The following is a 23,482-nucleotide window of genomic DNA, read 5'->3' as shown; positions in this document are numbered from 1 at the left end:
CGGATAAAGGAGTCCAACGGATGACAATTCCTGCAACGACAACATTGGATTTGAAATTACTGCAAATGATGCTGGATGATATTGAAGACTCTATTTACATTATGAAAGTGACAGGTGCGGAGATCACGTATTATTACGTTAACAATGCCGCGACGAAATTTAGTGGAATCACGATGGATCAAATGGGAACTACTTTTTTTGAATCGAATTCGAGCCAAATGGCAAATTACTTATATAATAAATATGCCAGAGTAGTCGATGAACGTCGGCCAATTCGATACGAGGATGGCGTTATATTACCTAACGGGAATCTAAGCGGCGAGAGCATTTTAACACCTATTTTGGACGAACATGGGAATGCTAGTTTTATTTTTTCAGTGACACGTGATATTACAGAGCGCAAACAGCATGAGAATATCCTGTACAATTATGCCTATCAAGATGATCTCTCTAACCTATTCAATCGTAGATATTTACTTGAGCATGTGGTGGAGCCGCCAACGATTTATTTAATGGACTTGGACAATTTCAAAAATATTAATGATACCTTCGGCCATCAGGCAGGAGACTCGGTGCTTGTTGAAGTCGCTTGTAGGTTGATAGAAGTATTTGGAGATAGCCGCTATTCACTTATTCGCTTAGGCGGTGATGAATTTGTAGTCGTGGATTCCGTACCTTCTACTCACATTGAAGAGACAGCGGAGCAATTGAGCGGACTTTTCCATGAGCCTTTTCGCGTAGATGAACATGCAGTGAAAGTGAGTGTGAGTATCGGGATTGCGGAGCGAAAGCATGATGAAACGATTCAAGATCTGCTAAAGCAAGCTGATATTGCTTTGTATACAGCGAAAGGAACAGGTCGCAAACGCTATCATTTGTACGAAGCCTCTTCTAAATACGATCATGTCGAAAATTTCATTCATGAGTTAGGTCTTTCACAAGCAATGGATAAGGACGAACTTCAGTTGCACTATCAACTTATTTATAATCCAGCATCAGCCAGGGCGATTGGTGCGGAAGCGCTCTTAAGATGGCATTGCGAGAAGGTAGGGTACATACAGCCGGCGGATTTTATTCCAGTTGCGGAGAAAACAGGGCTTATCGTGCCTATCGGCTATTGGGTTATTCGTCAAGCCTGCAAGGATTGGCTTCAGTTGAAGGATATTTACGGTCCTCTATTTAAAATATCAGTCAATATCTCACGAATCCAACTCAATGAATTGAATTTTGTGGATCAGGTCTTGCAAATTTTGCAAGAGGAGGGTGTAGACCCAATCGCCATGGAGCTTGAAATTACAGAAAGTACAACATTGCACTCGCTGCAAGAAGTACAACTCATTCTGAGTAAGTTGCGAAATGCAGGCTTTACCATCGCATTGGATGACTTCGGAACGGGTTATTCATCGTTAAGTATGCTAACGCAGCTGCCGATTGACAAGCTGAAGATCGACCGCATTTTCATCTCAGATGGCAATGTACCATTGATCGCGGCAATTCTTGCCATGGCGAAAGCATTGAATTTACTCGTTGTTGCAGAAGGCATTGAAACGTGTGATCATTTCCATATGCTAGCCGACATGCAGTGCTGGGGTATTCAAGGCTATTACATCAATAAACCCGTGCCGTATACGGAATTGCCTGCTCACCATGCTTTTATAACTCGTTAATATCCAAGTGTCTCCATTCGCTGAAGAGCGGTTGGAGGCACTTTTTTTTGGATCTGCAATCGGGTATGTTAAAATAACAACGGTTAATTAAGAGTTGGAGGTCACTTACTTATGAAAGCATTAATTTTCGAACAATTCGGGGGTCCCGAAGTTCTCCAATATAAAGAGATGCCAGACCCTATCCTACATGGGGATCAAATTCTGGTAAGGACGAAAGCGATAGGTCTTAATTTCGCGGACGTCTATCGTCGCAAAGGGAATTATCATTTGGCTGGGAAGCCGCCGTATATTCTCGGGTATGAAGGTGCCGGGTTTGTCGAAAGCGTGCCCAAACACATCCATCATATTCAAATCGGTGACCGGATCGCTTTTGCCGACGTGCCCTTTGCTAATGCGGAGCTAGTCGTCGTTCCTGTCGATCGGGCGATTCCGCTGCCAGTGGACATCTCGTTTGAACATGCGGCGGGCCTTCTTCTGCAAGGCATGACAGCGCATTACCTGATGAACGACAGCTACCCTGTCCAGGCTGGAGATGAAGTTCTGATCCATGCCGCGGCAGGCGGTGTGGGTCAACTTTTGATCCAATTGTGCAAAAGTAAAGGCGCTAGGGTGATGGGACTCACCTCTTCCGAAGCTAAAAAGCAAGTCGCGCTAGACGCTGGAGCCGATGAGGTCATCCTCTATTCCGCGGACTGGGTTCAAGAAGTCTTACAGTGGTCATATGAAAAGAACGGTGTACAAGTAGCTTATGATTCGGTAGGCGCCACTTTAATGGATAGCTTTGCTGCAGTCCGAATCAAGGGCACTGTTGTTTTCTATGGCATGGCTGGCGGCGACCCAGCGCCTGTGGATCCAAGAATGCTGATGGATACATCCAAGACATTAACCGGCGGTGACCTCTGGAATCACGTAACTAGTTTAGAGAATCGAATCCAGCGGGCACATGATTTATTCGAAGCACTTCGTGCCGGAAATCTGAAGATGGATACGCTGACAACGTTCTCCCTGAAGGATGGCGCTGAAGCTCATAGATTACTGGAGAGTAGACAGAGTGTAGGCAAAATTTTGCTAATCCCATAAGCGCACAGCGATGAATCTTCCGGGCGATTTTGAACATATAGTCCATGGAGCTGCATATCTTAGGTATTCTCGCTATGTCCAAAGCATGTTAACTTTAAGTAGTAGTTATTTAAAGGAGGCTGGAATGTGCAATGAGCATAAACAAATTGAGAATTGGTGTTATCGGTGCAGGTTCAATTTCAGATTTGCACTTTGCTTCATATACGAAATCCGAGGATGCTGTCATTGTTGCTGTCTGTGACCTTAATCGTGAACGAGCAGCCGCGAAAGCGGAGAAATATGACATTGCGAACATTTATACCGATTATAATGAGCTTTTGGCAAATCCAGAGATTGATGCGGTCAGTATTTGTACATGGAACAATACACATGCTGAGATCAGTATTGCTGCTCTTCATGCTGGCAAGCATGTTTTGGTTGAGAAGCCGCTATGTAAAACAGTAGAAGAAGCGCAACGCATTCAAGACGCAGTTCGTGAAACAGGGAAGATTCTACAAGTTGGATTTGTCAGAAGATATGATACGAATGCTCAGCTTGTGAAGCATTTTATAGATAATGGTCAATTAGGTGAGATCTATTATGCCAAAGCTTCTTGCCTACGTCGATTAGGGAATCCAGGCGGTTGGTTCTCGGATGTTGAGCGCTCCGGTGGCGGGCCGCTGATCGATATTGGTGTACACGTGATTGATGTGTGTTGGTACTTGATGGGCAAGCCGAAACCTGTTGCGGTAAGTGGGCATACGTATAACAAGTTGGGCAATCGGAAGAATGTAAAGAACTTATCTTTCTATAAAGCAGCAGATTATGATGCGGAGCGCAATACGGTTGAGGATTTGGCCAATGTGTTGATTCGTTTTGAAAATGGGGCTTCCCTCATGGTGGATGTAAGTTTCACTTTGCATGCTAAGAAGGATGAAATCGCTGTCAAATTGTATGGTGACAAAGGCGGCGTTGAACTAGAGCCAGAAATTGTTTTCGTAACGGAGATCTTGGATACGATTACGAATGTGACACCTCAAATCAATAACAAATCGATCGATATCAACGGCGCTTTTCAAAATGAAATCAATCATTTCGTATCTTGTTGCCAAACTGGCGAAACACCGATTAGTCCGGTTGAGGATGGTCTTGAAATAATGAAAATCCTATGCGGTATTTATGAATCTGCAGCGAAGGGTCAAGAAATCAGATTATAGCCCGAACGAATCGGAGCATAGGAGGAGCACATATGAAGTTAGGTGTTAGCACATATAGCCTGTATCAGGCATTAAAGTCTGGCGAAATGTCGATTATGGACGTCATCGATTGGATTGCGGATCAGGGAGGTGAACATGTCGAGATTGTACCATTGGGGTATGATTTACCGGGTAACTTTGCGCTTGCGGATGCGATTCGTGAGAAAGCTCAGGCTCGAGGTATTGATATTTCCAATTATGCCATCGGCGCAAATTTCCTTACTGAGACGGAAGAAGAGTATCAGCAGGAAATCGAGCGTGTGAAGGGCGAGGTTGATCTTGCTGCCAGATTAGGTGTTAAGAAAATGCGGCACGATGTTGCTCGAAGTGAGGATCTCTCCATTCGTAATTTCAATGCCAATTTGGAGCGCTTAGCAGAAGCATGTCGTCAAATTGCTGATTATGCGAACCAATTTGGGATTGTTACGAGCGTTGAGAATCACGGTTTCTTCGTGCAGCATAGTGAACGTGTTCAAGCCCTGATTCATGCCGTTGATCGTGCGAATTTCCGGACAACACTAGATGTTGGTAATTTTGTATGTGTGGACGAGGATTCCGTTGCTGCTGTGACGAATAATCTTCCTTATGCTTCTATTGTCCATGTGAAGGATTTCTACATTCGTCCCTCCAATCAGAATCCAGGAGAAGGCTGGTTCAAATCTTCCTACGGCACCTATTTGCGCGGAGCGATTGTGGCGCAAGGTGATTTGAATATTCCTGAAATTCTGCGTTTGGTCAAAAGCTCAGGTTACGATGGTTACATCTCCCTGGAATTTGAGGGGATGGAAGAGTGTAAGCGAGGCACATTGATCGGATTACAAAATATTCGAAGAATCTGGGACGAAATTAACTAACGCTAAGCTCGCGATAAGGAGTGTTTGAAGTCATGATAATCAATCCAATCGGTATAATGGTAGATAGTTTGCGTCTTGGACTACGGGACGGATTAAAGAAGTCGAAAGAATTAGGAGCAGATGGCGTCCAAATTTATGCGGTTTCTGGAGAAATGGATCCTGCTAACTTAACTCCGGGAGCACGTAAGGAGTTACGTGACTACATCGCGTCATTGGATCTTCAAATCTCAGCACTTTGCGGTGATCTAGGTGGACATGGTTTCCAAGACCAGACAGTAAATGCAGCAAAAATTGAGAAATCCAAGCGCATCCTTGATCTTGCGGTTGAACTCGGTTCGAACGTTGTGACAACTCATATCGGTGTTGTACCCGAGGATCGGAACGATCCTATCTATCAAACGATGCTGCAAGCGTGTGAAGAGCTGGGTGTGTATGCGAGCAGCTTAGGCGCCTATTTCGCAGTAGAAACAGGACCGGAAACGTCGGCACATTTGAAAAGTTTCCTAGATAACCTATCTACCAAAGGTGTCTCGGTTAACTTTGACCCAGCAAATATGGTGATGGTAACGGGTGATGATCCAGTTCAAGGTGTTTACACGTTGAAGGATTATATCGTTCATACGCATGTGAAGGATGGCGTTCGACTACGTCAAGCTGATCCGCGTGAAGTATACGGTTCACTTGGCTATAAGCCGATGACACATGAGAACATCGCTGAGGCGGCTACATCTGGAGATACATACCGCGAGTTGGCATTAGGCGAAGGTCATGTAGATTTCGGACGTTACTTCCAGGCGTTGCAAGAAATTGGCTACAAGGGCTACCTAACAATCGAGCGTGAAGTTGGTGCTCAGCCAGAGAAAGATATTGCAAGCGCGATAGCTTTTATTCAAAAGTATAAATAGGCATGGAAACCTCGCTATTTGCGAGGTTTTTTGCATCTAGTAACTTCTATCGACGCTAGAATTATCAACAAATATTTACAAAATGGGCTTCTTAATCTTCCAGAATAAGAGTAAAATTAAAGGACAAGAGGAGGATTGATTTATGATGAGTACATTGAAGAGTTTCACGGATTCGGAACAGCAGATTTCGTTGGAGTTACGAGATGATCATTTAACAGTGCTTCGTTTCTATGGTGAAACATCCATCTACCCTTTCAAAAATATTTCACTTGCCTCTGAACCCATTCCCGAGTACCCCCTTAATCGCATTGCTCTAACTGTTATTGATTTCCACACGGGTGTAACCGATTTCAAATTTTCGTCGAATTTACGAGACTTTGAGATTTTCGTCCAAAAGCTGCTCGAAGCGCATAGTGAATTCGTTCCCAATTATTAAGTTATATATGTTTTGAAAAACCGCCGCGGCGGTTTTTTTGTTTGAGATGGAAGATTCACGTTTACTTCAAATAAGGATGTCTGAATACATCCGGCGTTTGCCCAACGGCTTTGCGGAAGGTTGATATGAAATGCGATGCATCGAGAAAACCCGTGGCCTCTGCGATTTGCTTCACGGTCAGATCAGGCTGCGCGATCAGCATTTCTTTGGACTTCTGCAAGCGCAGCTGGAGCAGGTATTGATACGGAGAGAGTCCGAATGCGCGGCGAAATAACGTATTCACATGCTGGGCAGAGACACCGAGCTGAGTCGCCATCCAGCTAAGTCCCACGTGAGCAGCCCCGAAGCTATGCTCTAGCTCGAGCAGCAGCGGCAGAAGCCGCTCATGACTTTGCGAGAAGGAGGCGCTCTTGTTGATAATGCCGTGCTTCTTCAGCAGCGTTAGGAATTGATAGATTTCCAAAGATCCGTTAGTGCCGGTGAAGTCGTGACTATCGCGATATTTATGGTAGTAATACTCATGAATACTAGCTAATGGTGTATCGATCCCCCAGCTAATTGGGGTAGTAAGCGGGATTTCCAATGCGTGCACAATAGAGGCAGCTAATGCACCATCGAAGGTTAAATACCAAGTCGACCAAGGTGTATCTGGGACTTGATAGGCATGTGGCACACCGCCAGCAAGCAGCATGCCTTGCCGTTCACCCAGCTTGACGGGGCCGCTGTCTAGAATAATTTCGCCACTACCGGAGATCGTTTGCAGCCAATGAAAACAAGGATAGCCTTCATCACGTTCATAATGTTGCTGTTCACGCTCATATCCGATCGTCTCGAGAATAAGAGGGAGTTTACGGTCGGTTTCAGTAATGACAAAAAACTTTCTATAATCAATCGCCATGGAACGACCATCTCTTTCATTTTTTAATATAACATGCGTTGTTTCTTATATTTTAAAAGAAATAATTGTCTTGTACAATATGGTGGTAAGCTAAATTGTTATCCAATAACGTAAAGTGAGGAATATCATCCATGGCGAATAAATTTGTATACACAGCTCCTGAAAACGGTTACCCAGAATGGAATAACAATCCGGAAATATATCAATTGAATCGCTTGGAAGCGCATGCAACACTGATGCCTTATCATACGGAAGCGGAAGCGCTGGCTGGCGTACGTGAAGCATCGCAATTTTATCAAAACTTAAATGGCACCTGGAAATTCCATTTTGCCGAAAATGCAGAAGGACGTCCACAGGATTTCTACAAAACGGACTTTGACACCAACAAATGGGCGGATATGCCTGTGCCATCCCATTGGCAGCTGCAAGGCTTTGATTTCCCGCAGTACACGAATATTATTTATCCATGGGTCGGACATGAGGATTTGAAGCCTCCATTTGCTCCAGTGAAGTATAACCCTGTTGGCTCTTATGTTCGCAACTTTTCGATCCCTGAGGGTTGGAGCGGTCAACCAGTGTATCTGAGCTTTCAAGGTGTGGAATCGGCCTTCTATGTATGGGTGAATGGAGATTTGGTTGGCTTTAGCCAAGATTCGTTTACACCAGCGGATTTTGATATCACGCCTTATTTGATCGCTGGTGAGAACAAGCTCGCGGTAGAAGTGTACCGTTGGAGCGATGCAAGCTGGTTAGAGGATCAGGATTTTTGGCGTTTGAGCGGAATTTTCCGTGATGTGTACCTGTATTCGACGCCTACGGCTCATATCGCTGATTTCAAAGTTGACACTCATTTGGATGGAGCTTGCCAAGATGCAGAGCTGCGAATTAAAGCGACCATTACGAACTATGATTTGAAAAGCCAAGGTGTGCATCACGTGGAAGCGATGTTATATGACGGCGAGCAACGTGCACTTTGGGAAGAAGCGCTGCGCGTTGGGATTCAAGCTACAGATATCGAGAAACAGCAAGTTGAATTATCTGCGCACATCGTCCAACCGGCCAAGTGGAGTGCGGAAAGCCCGTATCTTTACACACTCGTTCTTCGTTTATTGAATGAAGAGGGGACGCTCCTCGAGACAGAAAGCTGTAAGGTTGGTTTCCGCAAGTTTGAAATTGAAGATGGTTTGATGAAAATCAACGGCGAGGTCATTACATTTAAAGGTGTGAATCGTCATGAGTTCGATCGTGATCGCGGTCGTTCCGTTGATGCGGAAAGCATGCTTGCCGATATTTTGCTTATGAAACAATATAATATCAATGCTGTGCGGACTTCGCATTACCCGAATAATCCGTTATGGTATGAGCTTTGTGATCAATATGGTCTGTATGTAATTGATGAAACGAATTTGGAGACCCACGGCTCCTGGAGTTATCCGCAATTCGAATTAGGGGAAACGGTGCCAGGAAGTCGTCCTGAGTGGACGGGCGCCGTGCTTGATCGTGCAAACTCCATGATGCAGCGAGACAAAAATCATCCGTCGATTGTTATCTGGTCGCTGGGGAATGAGTCCTTTGGTGGAGACAATTTCTTCAAAATGCATGATTTCCTTCGTGAAGCCGATCCTTCTCGGGTTGTTCACTATGAAGGTGTGTTCTGGTGGCGCGAGTCGGAAAGAGCGTCGGATATGGAAAGTCAAATGTATTCCAAAATTGAAAAGATCGAAGAATACGCTAAAAACAATCCGAAAAAGCCGTTTATTCTTTGTGAATACAGCCATGCAATGGGGAACTCTTGCGGCAATTTGTTTAAATATTGGGAGCTGTTTGATCAATATCCTATTCTACAAGGTGGATTCATCTGGGATTGGATCGATCAATCGATTCGTACGACGACGCCAGATGGCATCTCGTATCAAGCGTATGGCGGTGATTTTGGTGACACGCCGAATGATGGCAACTTCTGTGGGAATGGCTTGATCTTCGCTGATCGTTCGGTGTCACCGAAGCTGCACGAAGTGAAGAAGTGCTACCAGAATGTGAAGTTCGAAGCGGTAGACGCGGTAAAGGGACAAATCAAGGTAACGAATCAATTCTTGTTCACGAACTTGAATGAATATGATTGGATTTGGACGATTGCACGCAATGGTGTTGTAGAAAGCCAACAGTTCACTGGATCCTATACGGTTGCGCCAGGTGAAACGACAACGATTGAGCTGAAACTTGATAGTGTTGAGCGTCTTTTCCCGAACGATGAATTCGTGTTAACGTTGAGTTTGGTACTGCGAGACGATACGTTATGGGCAGCGAAGGGACATGAAATCGCATGGGAGCAATTTATTCTTCCTGCGGTGAATTCAGTAGCCCATGCACGCAACTGGGAAGCGGAAAAAGAATCCGCGGCTGCGCTATCAACGGAGAGTGCTATTCAAGTCGTACGTACAGCAGATCGTATCAGCTTGGAAGGGGAGCGTTTTGCACTCCAAGTTGACGCAGTAACTGGCGATATCACTTCCTATTTGTTTGACGGAGTTGAGTTATTCCAAACAGGTCCAGTACCTAACTTCTGGCGTGCTTATACGGATAACGATCGTGGGAACCAGCACCACATTCGTTGTGCACCATGGCAAGAAGCGGGCAGCGGGCGCAAACTCCTTTCACTGAACGCGAAATCATTGGATGCAGGACGTGCTGAGGTTCGTGTACGTTATGAATTGGCGACAACGCCTGCTTCTGAAGTTCAACTTGTTTACACCGTGTCGGCAAGCGGGGAAGTTGAAGTTGGCATGCAATTAACACCGGGTGACAAATTGCCAGAAATCCCTGAAGTTGGCGTCATGTTCGAACTTGATGCTGCGTTCGAGAATTTAACATGGTACGGCCGCGGGCCGCACGAGAATCACTGGGATCGTAATGTAGGCGCAAAGCTTGCGCTTCATAACGGAACTGTCGCAGAGCAATTCGTTCCATACTTGCGTCCACAGGAATGCGGCAATAAGACGGATGTTCGCTGGGCGACCCTAACGAATTCCGCTGGGCGCGGACTCCGTATCACGGGATTGCCAACAGTTGAGCTTAATGCTTTGCCGTACTCACCATCCGAGTTGGAGGCGCACGATCACCCTTATAAACTACCTGCGAGTGATAAAGTTGTGGTTCGTGTGAATTACAAGCAGATGGGTGTTGGCGGAGACGATAGCTGGGGAGCAAGAACACATCCCGAGTTTACGTTATTCGCGAACCGAACGTATGCGTATGCGTTCACTTTCCAAGGTATTTAGTCGTTGAGAAAAGCCGTTCCAAGGGTGGTTATCCCTGGAACGGCTTTTTTGGGGAAACAAGGAATAGTTTGTTTTGGGTTTGGTGTAAGAGAAGCAGATCCCTTGTTTATTGGGACTGAGGCGTGAAGTGAGGGGCGAATTTGCGCCAGTAGGAGTGAGATAGTCGAAAAAATCGACTATCTCACGAGAAGTCTGCGCCAGTAGGAGTGAGATAGTCGAAAAAATCGACTATCTCACCAGAAATCAGCGCCAGTAGGAGTGAGATAGTCGAAAAAATCGACTATCTCACCAGAAATCAGCGCCAGTAGGAGTGAGATAGTCGAAAAAATCGACTATCTCGCGAGAAATCAGCGCCAGTAGGAGTGAGATAGTCGAAAAAATCGACTATCTCACGAGAAATCAGCGCCAGTAGGAGTGAGATCGTCGAAAAAATCGACTATCTCGCGAGAAATAAGCACTTGTAGGAGTGAGATCGTCGAAAAAATCGACTATCTCCCGAGAAATCAGCGCCTGTAAGAGTAAGATAGTCGAATAAATCGACTATCTCACCAGATTTTAGGACCGTCTGGATGAACATACCCGACGGTTCTTCTCATTCACTTATGCCCCTCGCTCGCATCCTCCAATTCTTATCGTAGGATCGAGTTGCTCTCATGGCATCGTTTGACCAGAAGGGAAGAGGGTGATAAGTTTAAATGGAGAAAAAAGTGACTACTACTAGGTACCTGGGAAAGGTGGACATATAGATGACAGCACATACGGCAAAACCAATCATAGGACTCATTGGCACAGGCGTGATGGGGAAAAGCATGGCAGGACATTTGATTCACGCGGGATATGAGGTTCATGTATATACACGTACGAAAGCAAAGGCACAGGAGCTATTGGAAAAGGGGGCGAATTGGCAGGACACGCCAGGCGCATTAGCGCAGAAGTGTCAGGTTATTATGACGATGGTTGGATTTCCAAGCGATGTCGAAGACATCTATTTTGGGCACAATGGCATTCTTGCCCTGGCAGAGCCAGGTAGCTTCCTAATTGATTTGACGACGTCGAGCCCGTCACTTGCCAAACGGATTTATGAGGAAGCACTGACGCGTCACTTATTCGCCTTGGATGCTCCTGTTTCCGGTGGAGATATTGGGGCAAGAGAAGCACGATTATCCATTATGGTTGGAGGCGCTCGCGATGTGTTCGAGCAGATGCTGCCTATTTTCCAAAAGATCGGCACGAATATTGTTCATCAAGGTGAAGCAGGAGCGGGGCAACACACGAAGATGTGTAATCAAATTGCGATTGCAAGCAACATGATGGGTGTTGTTGAAGCGCTTGTATATGCGAAGAAAGCGGGGCTTAATCCAACGACAGTGCTGCAAAGCATTGAAACAGGTGCCGCGGGCAGCTGGTCGTTAAGTAATTTGGGGCCACGAATGATTGCAGACAATTTTGCGCCAGGTTTTTATGTGAAACATTTTATTAAGGATATGAAGATTGCTTTGCAATCGGCCGAAGAAATGAAAGTAGAGCTTCCAGGCCTGACGCTTGCCAAATCTCTCTATGAACAATTAGCCGCTATGGGCGAAGAGGAAAGTGGTACACAAGCGTTGTATAAATTAATTAATAAATAAGATTGTGCTGTTCGACCTGGAGGTTGACTAATGAAAATCGTGATTGCACCTGACTCATTTAAAGGCAGCCTTAGTTCAGAAGAAGCTGCCAAAGCGATAAGAGACGGGATTCTGCGGGCTATGCCGGCAGCAGAAACCGTCCTCATCCCAATGGCAGACGGAGGCGAAGGAACCGTAGATAGCCTAATACAGGCGACGCACGGAAATAAGATCTCTGTTCCTGTGCGAGGTCCGCTTCAAGATGAGGTGATGGCATCGTATGGCGTACTAGGAGACGGCATAACGTGTGTGATTGAAATGGCGTCAGCTTCCGGACTCGTGCTAATTCCCGAGGAGCACCGGAATCCGATGCTGGCGACAACCTATGGCACTGGTCAATTAATACGCCATGCACTCGATCAAGGCTATCGTTCCTTCATTCTTGCGCTCGGCGGCAGCGCAACGAATGATGGAGGAAGCGGTATGCTCCAAGCGCTAGGCTTACGACTCTTAGACGCGGATGAGCGCGAGATTGGTGCAGGAGGACAAGCCCTGTCTCACCTTACACAAATTGATGCCTCAAAGTGGGATGAGCGAATCACCAATGAATCGCAGTTTACCATTGCTTCGGATGTTACGAATCCATTCGTTGGTCCGCAAGGGGCATCCTATGTCTTTGGACCGCAGAAAGGTGCAACACCAGAGATGGTGGAAGCCCTCGATGCAGCGCTCACCAAGTTTGCAGATTTGATGGCAGCGCATACAGGAATTGCTGTGCATCATCTGCCTGGAGCTGGCGCCGCGGGTGGACTTGGCGGTGCTTTTCAAGCGTTCTTCCCTGCAAGGACGAAGCGAGGGATCGACGTGGTCATCGAGATGACCAAGTTAAATGAGCATCTGCAGGATGCTGAGCTTGTCATCACCGGCGAAGGGCAGACGGATGCCCAGACCGCTTCCGGCAAGGCGCCGATGGGGATAGCGCAGGCTGCTTCGAAGCTTGGCGTGCCTGTTATTGTTTTATCTGGATCCGTCGGGCAGGGGATTGAGAAGCTTTATGAATATGGCATGACAAGTATTCACAGCATTGTGAACGGTCCGATGACACTTCAGGAGGCGATGAGTCGCACACCTGAGCTTTTAGCGCAGAAGGCAGAGCAAGTTATGCGTACTTTTTTGGCTGGACGAAAGAAGGAGGTATAGATAATGTCAACGAATAAACAAGAGGAAGACCAGTTGGTACTCCCCAGAGGCGTAGCAGCTCCAGCGAGGCGAGCTTTAGCAGGGGCAGGTATTACGAAGCTCCATGATTTCACCCAAATCACCGAGACGGAGCTAATGAAGCTGCATGGCATGGGTCCCAAAGCGAAAGATTTGATTCGAGAAGAGCTAGCAGCGAAAGGCTTATCTTTTAAACCAGGCTCCTAGTGAATGAAAGTGGTATACCGACAAGCTCCTAGTCATAAATAAGGTTATTATGATGTGTAAAGGAGTAAGCTCATGCTATTATCAACCCAATTGTATGTAGCGACAACCGGAAACGATGATCACGATGGAAGTAAAGAAGCGCCATTCTTAACGATAACCAAAGCTCAGATGACAGTTCGGAATATCATCCACAATGGGATGACCCACGATGTCATCGTTTTTGTGTTCGGTGGTACCTATTATTTAGGAGATACATGGAAATTGGATGAGCGAGATTCAGGCAGCAATGGCTACCGGGTTAGCTATTGTAATGCACCTGGTGAAGAAGTCAAGATCATAGGTGGAAGACCAATTACAAACTGGGAGCCTTATAGCGCAGACATGTGGCGGGCGTGGGTAGGGACGGGGAGCAGCTTCCATACGCTATATGCGGATGGTGAACGTATGGCTAAAGCACGTTTGCCAGCAACAGGGTACTTTCAAGTAGATGACGAACCTGAAGCTGCTTGCCGAGATGGCATTTACTATAAGGAGGGAGAAATCACAGAAGGGAGTGACCTTACACAAGCTCAAGTATTCATTTGGCCAGGGAAAGGGGAATGGAACTGGTTTTCAGAGTTGCGATCCGTGAAATCTCATGATGCAGAGGCTAGATTTGTGTCATTTCAGCAACCTTCCATTTGGGAAATAGGCGAAGGCTCACGCTATTTTATGCAAGGCTCACTCGATTTTCTGCAAGCACCAGGTCAATTCCACTTTGATGAAAAAGGCGGATGGCTCTACTACAAGCCGAGAAAAGGTTCTCCGCTACACCAGGAGATTATCGCACCAACAGTCACAAGGCTGATTGAGATGAAAGGCAAAGATCAAGATGAGCCTATTCAACATCTTCATTTTCACGGACTCCAATTCTCCTGCACAGACTTCTGGTCGGATTATCAAATGATTCAAGAAGACGAGGGATTGAGTAATGTAGAGCGAGATGAGCACCGAGAAGGATTGGTCTATATGCAGTATGCAACGGATATCGAACTATCGCATTGTCATCTCATCAATTCTGGAAGCTGCGGAATTTTCCTGGATTATCAAACGCGAAACATTAGGATACATGGCAATGTTATCGAGCATTTGGGGTATATGGGAATATGTGCATCAGGCTATTCACCGCTTCAGGGCTCATTTACTTCCGCAGGAGCCTCCTATACCAATAAAGAGCATCGGATAACGAATAACGTGATTCGGTATGGTGGTGAGCTGATCGGGCATGGCTGCGGAATTCTGTTGTATCAAAGTGGAGATAACGAAATCACTCATAATCGGATATCGCATATGCCGCGCTACGGTATCTCCTTGAAAGGCTTGCGTCACAAGGTCATGCCAGCAAACATTTACGGAATACCAGTTTCTTGGGAGAACCATTGGGACTTCCTGCATACGCGCAATAACTACATTGCGTATAACGATATTTCGAATGTCATGATCGACAGTCAGGATGGCGGTATGATTGAATCCTGGGGTGTTGGGACGGGGAATGCGATTCATGGGAACCGCTTACACGACAGTGGGATTCACTTTTCTTTCGGGTTTGGCATTTATTTGGATGATGCTTCCGACTACTTCACGGTTACCCAGAATGTGCTGACAGGTCTCTACAGTACAGGGGAAGGAAAGCTATGGATGCTCATTTTCTCCAAAGGTATTGGCAACCTCATTCAAGGCAATTTACTCGTATCCAATCCCGATGCGATCGCTGCTATTGGCACACAAGAGATGGCAGGCGAAGACAATAAAGAGGTTACGGTGAAAGGGAACATTATTTATAATTCAGGTTACCTCTACTATTTCGTCAATTGGCGAGAAGATAAGTTCGCGGAAGCGGATAATAATCTCTATTGGTCGGATCGGTCTCCGGGCGTTTGTCAGGTAGCAGGGAAACTACCCTTGCCATCGACAGGAGCAGATTTGTTAGGGCGGGATGTTTATGACTGGCAGGCCTGGCGCTCCTTACTCGGTGGGAAATTCGATGCACATTCGCTCATCGCAGATCCTCAATTGAGACAGTTGCCTGATGGGAAGATTTGCCTTGAGATCACGTCACCCGCCTATTTGCTTGGTTGGGTTGACATCGATACTAAACATATAGGACCACAGTAAATTCGTCATAATGAGAGGGGGGCTTGGTACTTATGAAAGGATTTGGTTTTTATAAATCCAAGAAATATTTGCAGCGCGTACTAAGCTCGATCATGTTATCGATGGTTGTTGTCCTATTAGCTTCCTCATTTGCCAATACATATCTGTTGGAAAAATCAATGAAACGGATTCAGGAAGACTCGAATCTCAAAATTCTCACGCAAATGCAGTACAATTTCTCCTATATGAACGAAATCATTACGCACTTATCTTACTTTGTCTTAAAAGATAACTTGCTCATTCCTCTGATGTTCGATGAAACCTTACCCAAAATGGATTTAATCCAGGGCTACCAACGCATGTCCAGTATCATGGAAAGTTCCTCCTTCTTACATTCCATGGTCGTCTATAATCATTCTCAGAATGAGATATACGGGACGACCACCAATTTCTTATTGGACGGCGGTGTGACCAAAAAGAAAATTTCGGATTGGTTGCTCGATCCTGATCATCAGCACGAAACGTCCCGGCTCATTCCAGTCAGTCTCGACCGCGAGGATGGTCAAATAGATGCATTCGCGTTCGTCGTAACGGAATCCTTAAAGCCTTTTTCACGTGGTGAATCCGCTATTGTTCTGTATATTAAGTCCGATTGGGTCTTCGACAGCTTGAAGAAAATGAACGATACTGGCAGCCGTTCGCAAGGGGATATTCTAATGGCAGACCAGGAAGGTCGCTTATATTCCTCTCACAATATAGATGCGTATGGCAGTAAAGCAACACAGGATACCATTCATACCTACATTAAGAATCATAGGACTCTAACAGATGAACCTTCAGGCTTCGTTATTGGCGATGTGGAAGGTGAGAAAAGCATGATTACCTATATGGCAGATCCGATTCCGAATTGGACGATTCTGTATGTACAATCATATGACCAATTGATGGCAGAAGTTACGCAGACCCGTGTAAAGTCATTAGTTGTCTCCGGCATTCTCCTCTTGATTGCTATTGGCCTATCGGTCTGGTTGTCTTATAAATTGTATCATCCAATCGAAGATATGCTGCATCGGATTCGGTTTCAGCATCCACGGGGTGAACCCACGAGGCGAACCGAGGGGGATGAGTTGCACGCCATGAGCGAGAATTATTTGAAATTGTCACATACCCTGCAAGAAATCAGCTCGGAACACATCGTTAATAAATATTACATCCGTAAATTTATGACAGACGGTCAAATGTTCTCACATCACGATATGATTAGCTTGATTGACAAGCATCAACTGAATATAGCTTATCCCGCCGAAATCATTGTCTGTGTGCTTCGCTTGGATCATTTTCAGGCGTATGCGAATCATACAGCCGTTGCTTTGAAGAAAATGCATAGCTTTGCCATCACGAATATCGCACAGGAAATGATGTCCAAAGTGTATCCTTGTGAAGCAGTGGAGGTATGGGGCGATCATATTATTCTTATTGTATCCCTTATTGACGCGCCTACCACGTCGAAAACGGATAGGATCCTGCCCATCCTTCAGGACATCCAGTATACCATTGAGAAATATTACGATCTGAGCCTGTCGTGTGGACTTAGTGATCCCATCTCTCAATTGACACAGTTGTCATCTGGCTATACACAAGCCTTACAGAATAGCTTATATACGCTGATTTTCGGCTACAAGTCCATTATTACGAGTGAAATGGTTAAGGAGAACAACGCGAATAAGCGTGTGTCGATCCCAGAAGCCATCGAACGGAAGTTATCGGAGAGCTTGAAGAAAGGCTTAATGACAGAAGCAGGGATCGAGCTGGAGAAAGCATTTTCCCTTTTTGCCACTTTTCACTATCATGATATTCACCGTGCAGTAACGAATTTAACATGGGTAATCAAGTATACAGTCGTTGAGATTATGGAAAATCGCGTAACAAAGATGAACTTCAATGTGGATTATATTCATCACATTCCGCAAGAGAAGGAAACGTTAGAAGAAATGTACGTAGCTTTATTAGCCCTATGTTCACAAATTTGTGAGGGTCAGAAGCCATCTAATGTGGAACGGAATGACATGATCTTGGAAACGGTCAAAGAACTCATCCATCAGAAGTATGCAGATATTAACTTGAGTCAGCAAACAATTGCCGCGACAGTCAAATTGTCATCCGCGTACTTGGGGAAATTGTTCAAGGATAGCTATCAAATTACGCTCACGGAGTATATTAATGAAGTTCGTTTGCAGCACGCCCAGCGTCTTCTCGAGAACGGAGATCATTCGGTCTTAGATATTATGGAAAAATGCGGTTATGCCAATCCGAGTTACTTTTTTCGATTGTTCAAAGCTAAATTCGGAAGTACACCCAAGGAATATCGTATAAAGAAATCCATTTCATAATAGGGGAAATGTGATCAAGTTGCCGCCACTTCTTCCACCAATTGGTGCATGGAAGGGCGGTTTTCTGCTTTTCGATCATAAAAAGAGAGTAATTCGAACATTGTACACATACTTTCTACATGTTTTCGAACATCGTACGCTATGTAAACGCTTCATCCTGTGGCAAGATACGAATAGGGAAGGAGGAGCACAATGATGAAATCGCATCCCAACAAAAAACGAAGGCTATTCCAGGAATTCAAACACTTGCAGAAAAATCGAGAGCTGCTGTTGCTTGCGACGCCAGGCATTTTGTTTGAACTGGTCATTAAGTATTTGCCCATGATCGGACTCATCTTAGCCTTTAAGTATTTCAGGTATGATCAAGGGATTCTAGGGAGCAAATGGGTCGGCTTCAAAAATTTCGAATTTATTTTCAAATCGCAGGACGCCTGGCGTATTATTCGTAACACCCTTTTATACAACATGACTTATATCGTACTCGGAACGCTTGCTGCTCTCGTCCTTTCTATCCTGTTATATGAGGTAAGCGGCCGTATGGTGAAAGTGTATCAAACCACGCTATTTCTTCCATATTTCATTTCATTAGTATTGGTCGGTTACATTACGTACGGTTTCCTGGAGCATAAGAGTGGGTACCTCAATAGCTTTCTTAGCACGATCGGGCTCTCTCCGCACAAATGGTACTTTGAGACGACACCTTGGCTATTCATTCTGCCTGTGGTCGCTGTATGGAAAAGTGTCGGCTTCTCGACATTGATCTACTACGCTGGAATCGTTGGCATAAACACGGAATATTACGAAGCAGCTAAATTAGACGGCGCATCACGCGTTCAAATGATTTTTCGGATTACATTGCCGCTCATGAAGCCGTTGATTATCATTGTGTTTATTCTAGGCTTAGGCAATATATTCCGTGGGGATTTCGGACTGCATTATTTTGTGCCGAATAATGTTGGCGCTAATATGGCGACAACAGATGTCATAGATACGTATGTGTATCGTGCCCTAGCGAAGCTTGGTGACATTAATTCTGGGGCTGCTGTTGGCTTTCTACAATCGGTTGTGGGGCTAATTACCATTGTGTCAGCTAATGCAGCGGTACGCCGAATCGATAAAGAGAACGCCTTATTCTAATGGGGGGAGGAGACTAAGAGCTTTATGGAGCTTGTCGTAGCTAAACCAGTGAAACCGGCCTCAATGTGGTATATTCATGTGTTTTTCGCCGTGATATGTGTGTTGATGATCATCCCGTTTATACTCGTGATTGCGGTGTCATTGTCGTCCGAGAACAGTCTGATCCAATTCGGTTATCGCTTTATTCCCAAAGAGCTCAGCTTGGAAGCTTACCGAATTGTTTTCAAATCTCCCGACATTTGGCTGAAATCGTATGGGGTTACGATCGGAATCACCATTATTGGAACCGTGTTATCCCTATTATTAACGACGTTGACGGCATATCCGATGTCACGACGAGACTTTCGCTATCATCGGCCGCTTACGTTTTATATTTTCTTCACCTTGTTATTCAATGGGGGCACCATCCCGTTCTATATCCTAATGACACAATACTTGCATCTGAAAAATTCAATCCTTGCACTCATTATTCCACTGCTCATGAATCCTTTCAATATTATAATTATGAAAAGTTTCCTCGATAAAATATCGATGGAAATTATCGAATCCGCCAAGATTGACGGCTCCAGTGAGCTTCGCATTTTCTATCGTATTATTATGCCGCTTTCCACACCGGCGTTAGCGACACTCGGTTTATTCATATCTTTTGCCTATTGGAATGATTGGTTTAATGCCTTGTTGTTCATCGATGATAACAAATATGTGCCGCTTCAATTGCTGCTTGTTCGCATCTTATCGAAGATTGAATTTCTGGCGAATTCGCCATTGGCCGAGGCTGCGAGTAAATTACAATTTGCGAACTTCCCTACCTTATCCGTGCGGATGGCAATGGCCTTAGTGGCGGGCGGTCCGATGATGATCTTATTCCCTTTTTTCCAAAAGTACTTTGTGAAAGGGATCACAGTAGGTTCACTCAAAAGCTGAGAGGAGGTGAGGGGGCGTTTGTAAGGAAGGTTTGATGTTTCTGATGATACAGGGGTACTTTATATGGAGGTGTGAAGGTTGATAAAAGGAAAAAAAATGTACCTGAACTCTGCAGCCATTATGCTTCTGAGTATGTCCGTGTTAGCTGGATGCAAGACTGACACGGCAAGTGAAACGACATCACCGGCAGCCACAACACCAGCAACAACGACAAGCGCGACGCCCGCAACACCTGCACCTAGCACTTTGCCTGAAGTCAAATTGACGTTTTATTATCCAAGTAATCCGCCAGGTAAGGATCAGGCTCTCGTGAATGAGGAAGTCAATAAGTATGTGAAGAGCAAAATCAATGCCACAGTAGACCTTAAGCCGCTTTCTTTTGATGAATATGATCCGAAATTGAACACTATCATGGCCTCTGGTGAAGCCTTTGATGTAGCATGGGGCTCGAAATATTGGCTGCTCAGCTATCAGCCGAACATTGATAAGGGTGCGCTCTTGGAGCTGACCGATGCGATGATTAGCAAAAATGCGGCCGCAGCCCGGAAGAACATCCCCGATAAATTCTGGCCGGATATGAAAGCGACGGATGGTAAAGTGTACGGCTTCCCGGTTTATCAAATCGCAGCCAAGACGAAGAGTCTCGTCATTCAAAAGCAATTCGTAGATAAATATAAATTGGATGTTAATTCAATTAAGACGTATAAAGACCTCGAGCCTTTCCTGAAAGCGATCAAGGACAATGAAAAGGATGTTATTCCTTTCGGGATGGCTCAGAATTCATGGGGCCTCTACACTGACCCGAATCTGGTCGCCGCAGATGGGATTGCAGTTGCTTACAAGAAGGATGACAAAACGTACACGTCTATTACGAAAATTCAACAGTTGCAAAATAAGAAGGACTTCTTCACGACGATGCATAAATGGTCATTAGCTGGCTATATCAACGAGGATGCACCGCTGCTCAAAAACATCACTGATCTCAAGAAAAAGGGGAAAGTGGCGGTAAGCCTTGAATTTACGACAAAGCCAGGCGGCGAAGTGGATGAAATGGCGAATAATGGCGGCAACGCTGTTGTGTATGTGCCGATCTCTGACTCCTACTTTACAGGTGTTGCGAGTGCGATGCAGGTGATTAGCAAAACCTCCAAAAACCCAGAGCGCGCTCTCATGTTCATCAACCTTCTGAACACAGATAAAGTGTTATATAATCTAATTTCGAATGGGTTGGAAGGCAAGCATTATACGAAGAAGGATGACAAATATATTGAACCGATCAAGGATTCCGGCTATGCGCCGAATGTGGATTGGGTGTTCGGCAACCAATTTAACGCGTTCTTGAAAGGCGCACAGACACCAGATGTATGGGACAAAACGATAAAATTAAACGAAAGCGCCATGGTGCCAGCTTCCTACGGCTTTGATGTGAATCGAGACACGATCAAATCTGAGGTTGCTAACGTGACCGCCGTAGATAACGAGTTCCAAGTCGCTCTTGAAACCGGTGCTGTAGATCCTGCGGATCAACTGCAGAAATACATCGACAAGTTGAAAGCGGCTGGTCAAGACAAGATTGATGCGGAAACAACGAAGCAATGGCAAGCTTTCTTGAAAGCGAAAGGCTTGTAAGTCGTGCAGTATAAGAAGCCGTCCCTTGTGGTCATTTGACCTCAGGGGACGGCTTTTGCTGTCGCTGCATCATATTAGGCCAAGCTCTCGAATATAGATGAGTAAACGAGGAGATAAAGTCAGCTGCCTTTTCAAAGTTAAAGGATAGCTGTTTTTATTTTCATGCATATACTACTAACACAATGACAGGATTGAAAGAGGTGATCTTGGTGGGAACACGGCTTTTATCGGAAAAGTTAGTGAAAACTCGCTTTCCCCATTTAAGGTACATCCGAATTCACACTTCAGATAAATACAAGGCGACTATTTATGCATGGACGGAAGATTTGCAGCTTTCTAAGCAAGATGCACTTTATGTGGAAAAATATGCAAACGCTTACTTGTACCCGTATGTCGTTTTTCAAGTAAAAGCCTATTGTGCAGTCCGTGCAGATAAAGTGCCGCTGTTGCAAGAAGTACCTGCGGATATTACGCAAACGGCGCTGCGCTTGAATTTAAATCAGTATGGGATTCTAGCTGCGATCAATCGGCAATTTCCTTATGGGCGGTTGCGATTTAAGCATTATGACGTCATTAACAGCATCATTCATTTTGACTTCGATACGCTTAGGCGAATGGAGGAGAAAGAGAAGGAACACATGCTGTGCTGCTTGCACGAAATGATCCCACTTGGGTGCTTCTGTGAGGTTCAATTCTTGGAGGATGAGATGTAACATCAGTTGATTCATACTATTCATACTGTAGTCACACAATTTCACTTGATTTCACTTGAAGTCTCCGAGAAAAACGGAGACTTTTGTTTGCTTTTAAATATTAATGCTTGCCAACGCTATGCTTTAGTATGTATCTTTTTCCAAGAGGCATTTCAAGTTTGTAGATGCAGTCCTCTTTTAGAAATACATAAAGTCAACTTAAAGGAGATACATAGGCCATGTTGAAACGATCCCCGTACCTTTTATTAATACTGGCAACCTGCATTTGGGGAGGTAACTTTGTGGCGGGTAAGTCACTCGTAGTACATATTCCTCCCATCACATTAGCAATGGTTCGATGGAGTATTGCGTTCTTGTGTTTACTGCCCTTTTTTGGCAAAGCAGCCTGGCGACTCAAACATGAATTTCTAGCGAATTGGAAAATGGTCGTATTCCTCTCCCTAACAGGAGTAGCGGGATTTAACTCACTCACGTATGTCGCTGTCCAATACACGGGCTCAATTAATGCCTCATTAATGAATTCGGCGACACCTATATTCGTTGTTCTCATCACTTGGGCTGTTATGAAGGAAAGACTTGCCTGGTGGGCATTACCTGGAATTGGCGTATCCATACTAGGTGTGTGTTGGATTATTAGTCAAGGGGATTTGTCTGCGCTGCTCCGTTTGTCCGTCAATCAAGGTGATATGTACATGTTAATCGCCGTCTTATGCTGGGCTTTATATTCCGTAGGTATGAAAAAAATGGCTGGCCGCTTTCCGGCAAGCCCATTTTTACTGGTGCAAGTATTCGTTGCGCTTGTGGTATTGATTCCAAGTTCGTCCATAGAGTGGATCCTCCAATCACCTGATGTGTCGTGGAGTCCTGGCTTGGTTAGCGGATTACTATATGTGGGAATCTTCGCATCCATTGTAGCTTTCTTGAGCTGGAATAAAGCTATAGAGCTAGCCGGTCCCCAGCGTTGCGCAGGATTTCTCAACTTCATACCCTTGTTTAGCGCGATCTTTGCAACCACCTTTACGGGGGAATCCTTGCAGCTATATCATCTGTTGGGAGCCTCCTCCATCGTGTTAGGTGTGTATTTGACGAATAGGGCTATGAAGAAGCAAACTCGCCCCTTTTTATCAAAATGAATCAAACTCATTGAAAGAATAGCGGCTGATTGGGTGAG

18 protein-coding genes are annotated in these 23,482 nt (G+C 45.1%); 17 read left to right on the top strand and 1 reads right to left on the bottom strand.

All coding sequences use genetic code 11. The features are described 5' to 3' along the window. Positions 1-20 precede the first annotated feature (20 nt). The 6 genes from ACSQ8O_RS30810 to ACSQ8O_RS30785 all read left to right on the top strand — a co-directional run bounded on the left by ACSQ8O_RS30810 (position 21) and on the right by ACSQ8O_RS30785 (position 6,177). Positions 21-1,667 (top strand): putative bifunctional diguanylate cyclase/phosphodiesterase, encoded by a 1,647-nt coding sequence (locus ACSQ8O_RS30810; protein ID WP_436244740.1) that lies wholly within the window; start codon positions 21-23, stop codon positions 1,665-1,667. A gap of 111 nt (positions 1,668-1,778) precedes the next feature. Continuing rightward, on the top strand, positions 1,779-2,747 hold the full coding sequence (locus ACSQ8O_RS30805) for a quinone oxidoreductase family protein (protein ID WP_436244739.1): 969 nt from the start codon (positions 1,779-1,781) through the stop codon (positions 2,745-2,747). 131 nt (positions 2,748-2,878) lie between these two features. After that, entirely contained in the window at positions 2,879-3,943 is a 1,065-nt protein-coding gene (locus ACSQ8O_RS30800) for a Gfo/Idh/MocA family protein (RefSeq protein ID WP_420851861.1), read from the top strand. 32 nt (positions 3,944-3,975) lie between these two features. Next, positions 3,976-4,836, top strand: coding sequence for a sugar phosphate isomerase/epimerase family protein (locus tag ACSQ8O_RS30795; RefSeq protein ID WP_436244738.1), 861 nt, complete (start codon positions 3,976-3,978; stop codon positions 4,834-4,836). Between the two features lie 32 nt (positions 4,837-4,868). Next, positions 4,869-5,741, top strand: a complete 873-nt coding sequence (locus ACSQ8O_RS30790) for a sugar phosphate isomerase/epimerase family protein (protein WP_436244737.1) — start codon at positions 4,869-4,871, stop codon at positions 5,739-5,741. Between the two features lie 142 nt (positions 5,742-5,883). Beyond that, positions 5,884-6,177, top strand: coding sequence for a hypothetical protein (locus ACSQ8O_RS30785; protein WP_436244736.1), 294 nt, complete (start codon positions 5,884-5,886; stop codon positions 6,175-6,177). A gap of 61 nt (positions 6,178-6,238) precedes the next feature. Here ACSQ8O_RS30785 and ACSQ8O_RS30780 read toward each other — a convergent pair whose 3' ends face one another. Then, a complete protein-coding gene (locus ACSQ8O_RS30780) occupies positions 6,239-7,075 on the bottom strand; it encodes an AraC family transcriptional regulator (protein WP_436244735.1) in 837 nt (278 codons plus the stop codon). 131 nt (positions 7,076-7,206) lie between these two features. On the opposite strand from ACSQ8O_RS30780, the gene ACSQ8O_RS30775 reads away from it, so the two are divergent. The 11 genes from ACSQ8O_RS30775 (at position 7,207) to ACSQ8O_RS30725 (ending at position 23,444) form a co-directional block, all read left to right on the top strand. Next, entirely contained in the window at positions 7,207-10,353 is a 3,147-nt protein-coding gene (locus tag ACSQ8O_RS30775) for a glycoside hydrolase family 2 TIM barrel-domain containing protein (RefSeq protein WP_436244734.1), read from the top strand. Between the two features lie 746 nt (positions 10,354-11,099). Then, entirely contained in the window at positions 11,100-11,981 is an 882-nt protein-coding gene (locus ACSQ8O_RS30770; protein WP_436244733.1) for an NAD(P)-dependent oxidoreductase, read from the top strand. 30 nt (positions 11,982-12,011) lie between these two features. Next, the gene (locus ACSQ8O_RS30765) at positions 12,012-13,160 is read left to right on the top strand and encodes a glycerate kinase (RefSeq protein WP_436244732.1); all 1,149 of its coding nucleotides are present in this window, start codon (positions 12,012-12,014) and stop codon (positions 13,158-13,160) included. Between the two features lie 3 nt (positions 13,161-13,163). Continuing rightward, a complete protein-coding gene (locus tag ACSQ8O_RS30760) occupies positions 13,164-13,385 on the top strand; it encodes a DNA-binding protein (RefSeq protein WP_436244731.1) in 222 nt (73 codons plus the stop codon). A gap of 72 nt (positions 13,386-13,457) precedes the next feature. Continuing rightward, positions 13,458-15,539 carry a right-handed parallel beta-helix repeat-containing protein gene (locus tag ACSQ8O_RS30755; RefSeq protein ID WP_436244730.1) on the top strand — a complete coding sequence of 694 codons (2,082 nt, stop codon included), beginning with the start codon at positions 13,458-13,460 and terminating at the stop codon, positions 15,537-15,539. Positions 15,540-15,571: 32 nt separating this feature from the next. Continuing rightward, entirely contained in the window at positions 15,572-17,908 is a 2,337-nt protein-coding gene (locus ACSQ8O_RS30750) for an AraC family transcriptional regulator (protein ID WP_436244729.1), read from the top strand. Positions 17,909-18,100: 192 nt separating this feature from the next. Beyond that, positions 18,101-19,045 carry an ABC transporter permease gene (locus tag ACSQ8O_RS30745; protein WP_436244728.1) on the top strand — a complete coding sequence of 315 codons (945 nt, stop codon included), beginning with the start codon at positions 18,101-18,103 and terminating at the stop codon, positions 19,043-19,045. Between the two features lie 24 nt (positions 19,046-19,069). After that, complete coding sequence (locus ACSQ8O_RS30740; protein ID WP_436244727.1) at positions 19,070-19,969, top strand: carbohydrate ABC transporter permease; 900 nt, start codon at positions 19,070-19,072, stop codon at positions 19,967-19,969. A 78-nt stretch (positions 19,970-20,047) separates the two neighbouring features. Then, positions 20,048-21,598 (top strand): ABC transporter substrate-binding protein, encoded by a 1,551-nt coding sequence (locus tag ACSQ8O_RS30735; RefSeq protein ID WP_436244726.1) that lies wholly within the window; start codon positions 20,048-20,050, stop codon positions 21,596-21,598. Positions 21,599-21,807: 209 nt separating this feature from the next. Beyond that, a complete protein-coding gene (locus tag ACSQ8O_RS30730) occupies positions 21,808-22,311 on the top strand; it encodes a hypothetical protein (protein ID WP_436244725.1) in 504 nt (167 codons plus the stop codon). 218 nt (positions 22,312-22,529) lie between these two features. Beyond that, positions 22,530-23,444 carry a DMT family transporter gene (locus ACSQ8O_RS30725; RefSeq protein WP_436244724.1) on the top strand — a complete coding sequence of 305 codons (915 nt, stop codon included), beginning with the start codon at positions 22,530-22,532 and terminating at the stop codon, positions 23,442-23,444. The last annotated feature ends 38 nt before the right edge of the window (positions 23,445-23,482 follow it).

This window comes from Paenibacillus sp. LjRoot56, from assembly GCF_964253335.1.
GTDB lineage: Bacteria > Bacillota > Bacilli > Paenibacillales > NBRC-103111 > Paenibacillus_E > Paenibacillus_E allorhizoplanae.
This window is presented reverse-complemented; position numbering and strand designations above follow the sequence as displayed.

What these genes read in the sequence shown, in the direction of transcription:
- ACSQ8O_RS30810 (WP_436244740.1), top strand. Translation starts at nt 21, where the DNA reads ATGACAATTCCTGCAACGACAACATTGGATTTGAAATTACTGCAAATG.
- ACSQ8O_RS30805 (WP_436244739.1), top strand. Translation starts at nt 1,779, where the DNA reads ATGAAAGCATTAATTTTCGAACAATTCGGGGGTCCCGAAGTTCTCCAA.
- ACSQ8O_RS30800 (WP_420851861.1), top strand. Translation starts at nt 2,879, where the DNA reads ATGAGCATAAACAAATTGAGAATTGGTGTTATCGGTGCAGGTTCAATT.
- ACSQ8O_RS30795 (WP_436244738.1), top strand. Translation starts at nt 3,976, where the DNA reads ATGAAGTTAGGTGTTAGCACATATAGCCTGTATCAGGCATTAAAGTCT.
- ACSQ8O_RS30790 (WP_436244737.1), top strand. Translation starts at nt 4,869, where the DNA reads ATGATAATCAATCCAATCGGTATAATGGTAGATAGTTTGCGTCTTGGA.
- ACSQ8O_RS30785 (WP_436244736.1), top strand. Translation starts at nt 5,884, where the DNA reads ATGATGAGTACATTGAAGAGTTTCACGGATTCGGAACAGCAGATTTCG.
- ACSQ8O_RS30780 (WP_436244735.1), bottom strand. Translation starts at nt 7,075, where the DNA reads ATGGCGATTGATTATAGAAAGTTTTTTGTCATTACTGAAACCGACCGT.
- ACSQ8O_RS30775 (WP_436244734.1), top strand. Translation starts at nt 7,207, where the DNA reads ATGGCGAATAAATTTGTATACACAGCTCCTGAAAACGGTTACCCAGAA.
- ACSQ8O_RS30770 (WP_436244733.1), top strand. Translation starts at nt 11,100, where the DNA reads ATGACAGCACATACGGCAAAACCAATCATAGGACTCATTGGCACAGGC.
- ACSQ8O_RS30765 (WP_436244732.1), top strand. Translation starts at nt 12,012, where the DNA reads ATGAAAATCGTGATTGCACCTGACTCATTTAAAGGCAGCCTTAGTTCA.
- ACSQ8O_RS30760 (WP_436244731.1), top strand. Translation starts at nt 13,164, where the DNA reads ATGTCAACGAATAAACAAGAGGAAGACCAGTTGGTACTCCCCAGAGGC.
- ACSQ8O_RS30755 (WP_436244730.1), top strand. Translation starts at nt 13,458, where the DNA reads ATGCTATTATCAACCCAATTGTATGTAGCGACAACCGGAAACGATGAT.
- ACSQ8O_RS30750 (WP_436244729.1), top strand. Translation starts at nt 15,572, where the DNA reads ATGAAAGGATTTGGTTTTTATAAATCCAAGAAATATTTGCAGCGCGTA.
- ACSQ8O_RS30745 (WP_436244728.1), top strand. Translation starts at nt 18,101, where the DNA reads ATGATGAAATCGCATCCCAACAAAAAACGAAGGCTATTCCAGGAATTC.
- ACSQ8O_RS30740 (WP_436244727.1), top strand. Translation starts at nt 19,070, where the DNA reads ATGGAGCTTGTCGTAGCTAAACCAGTGAAACCGGCCTCAATGTGGTAT.
- ACSQ8O_RS30725 (WP_436244724.1), top strand. Translation starts at nt 22,530, where the DNA reads ATGTTGAAACGATCCCCGTACCTTTTATTAATACTGGCAACCTGCATT.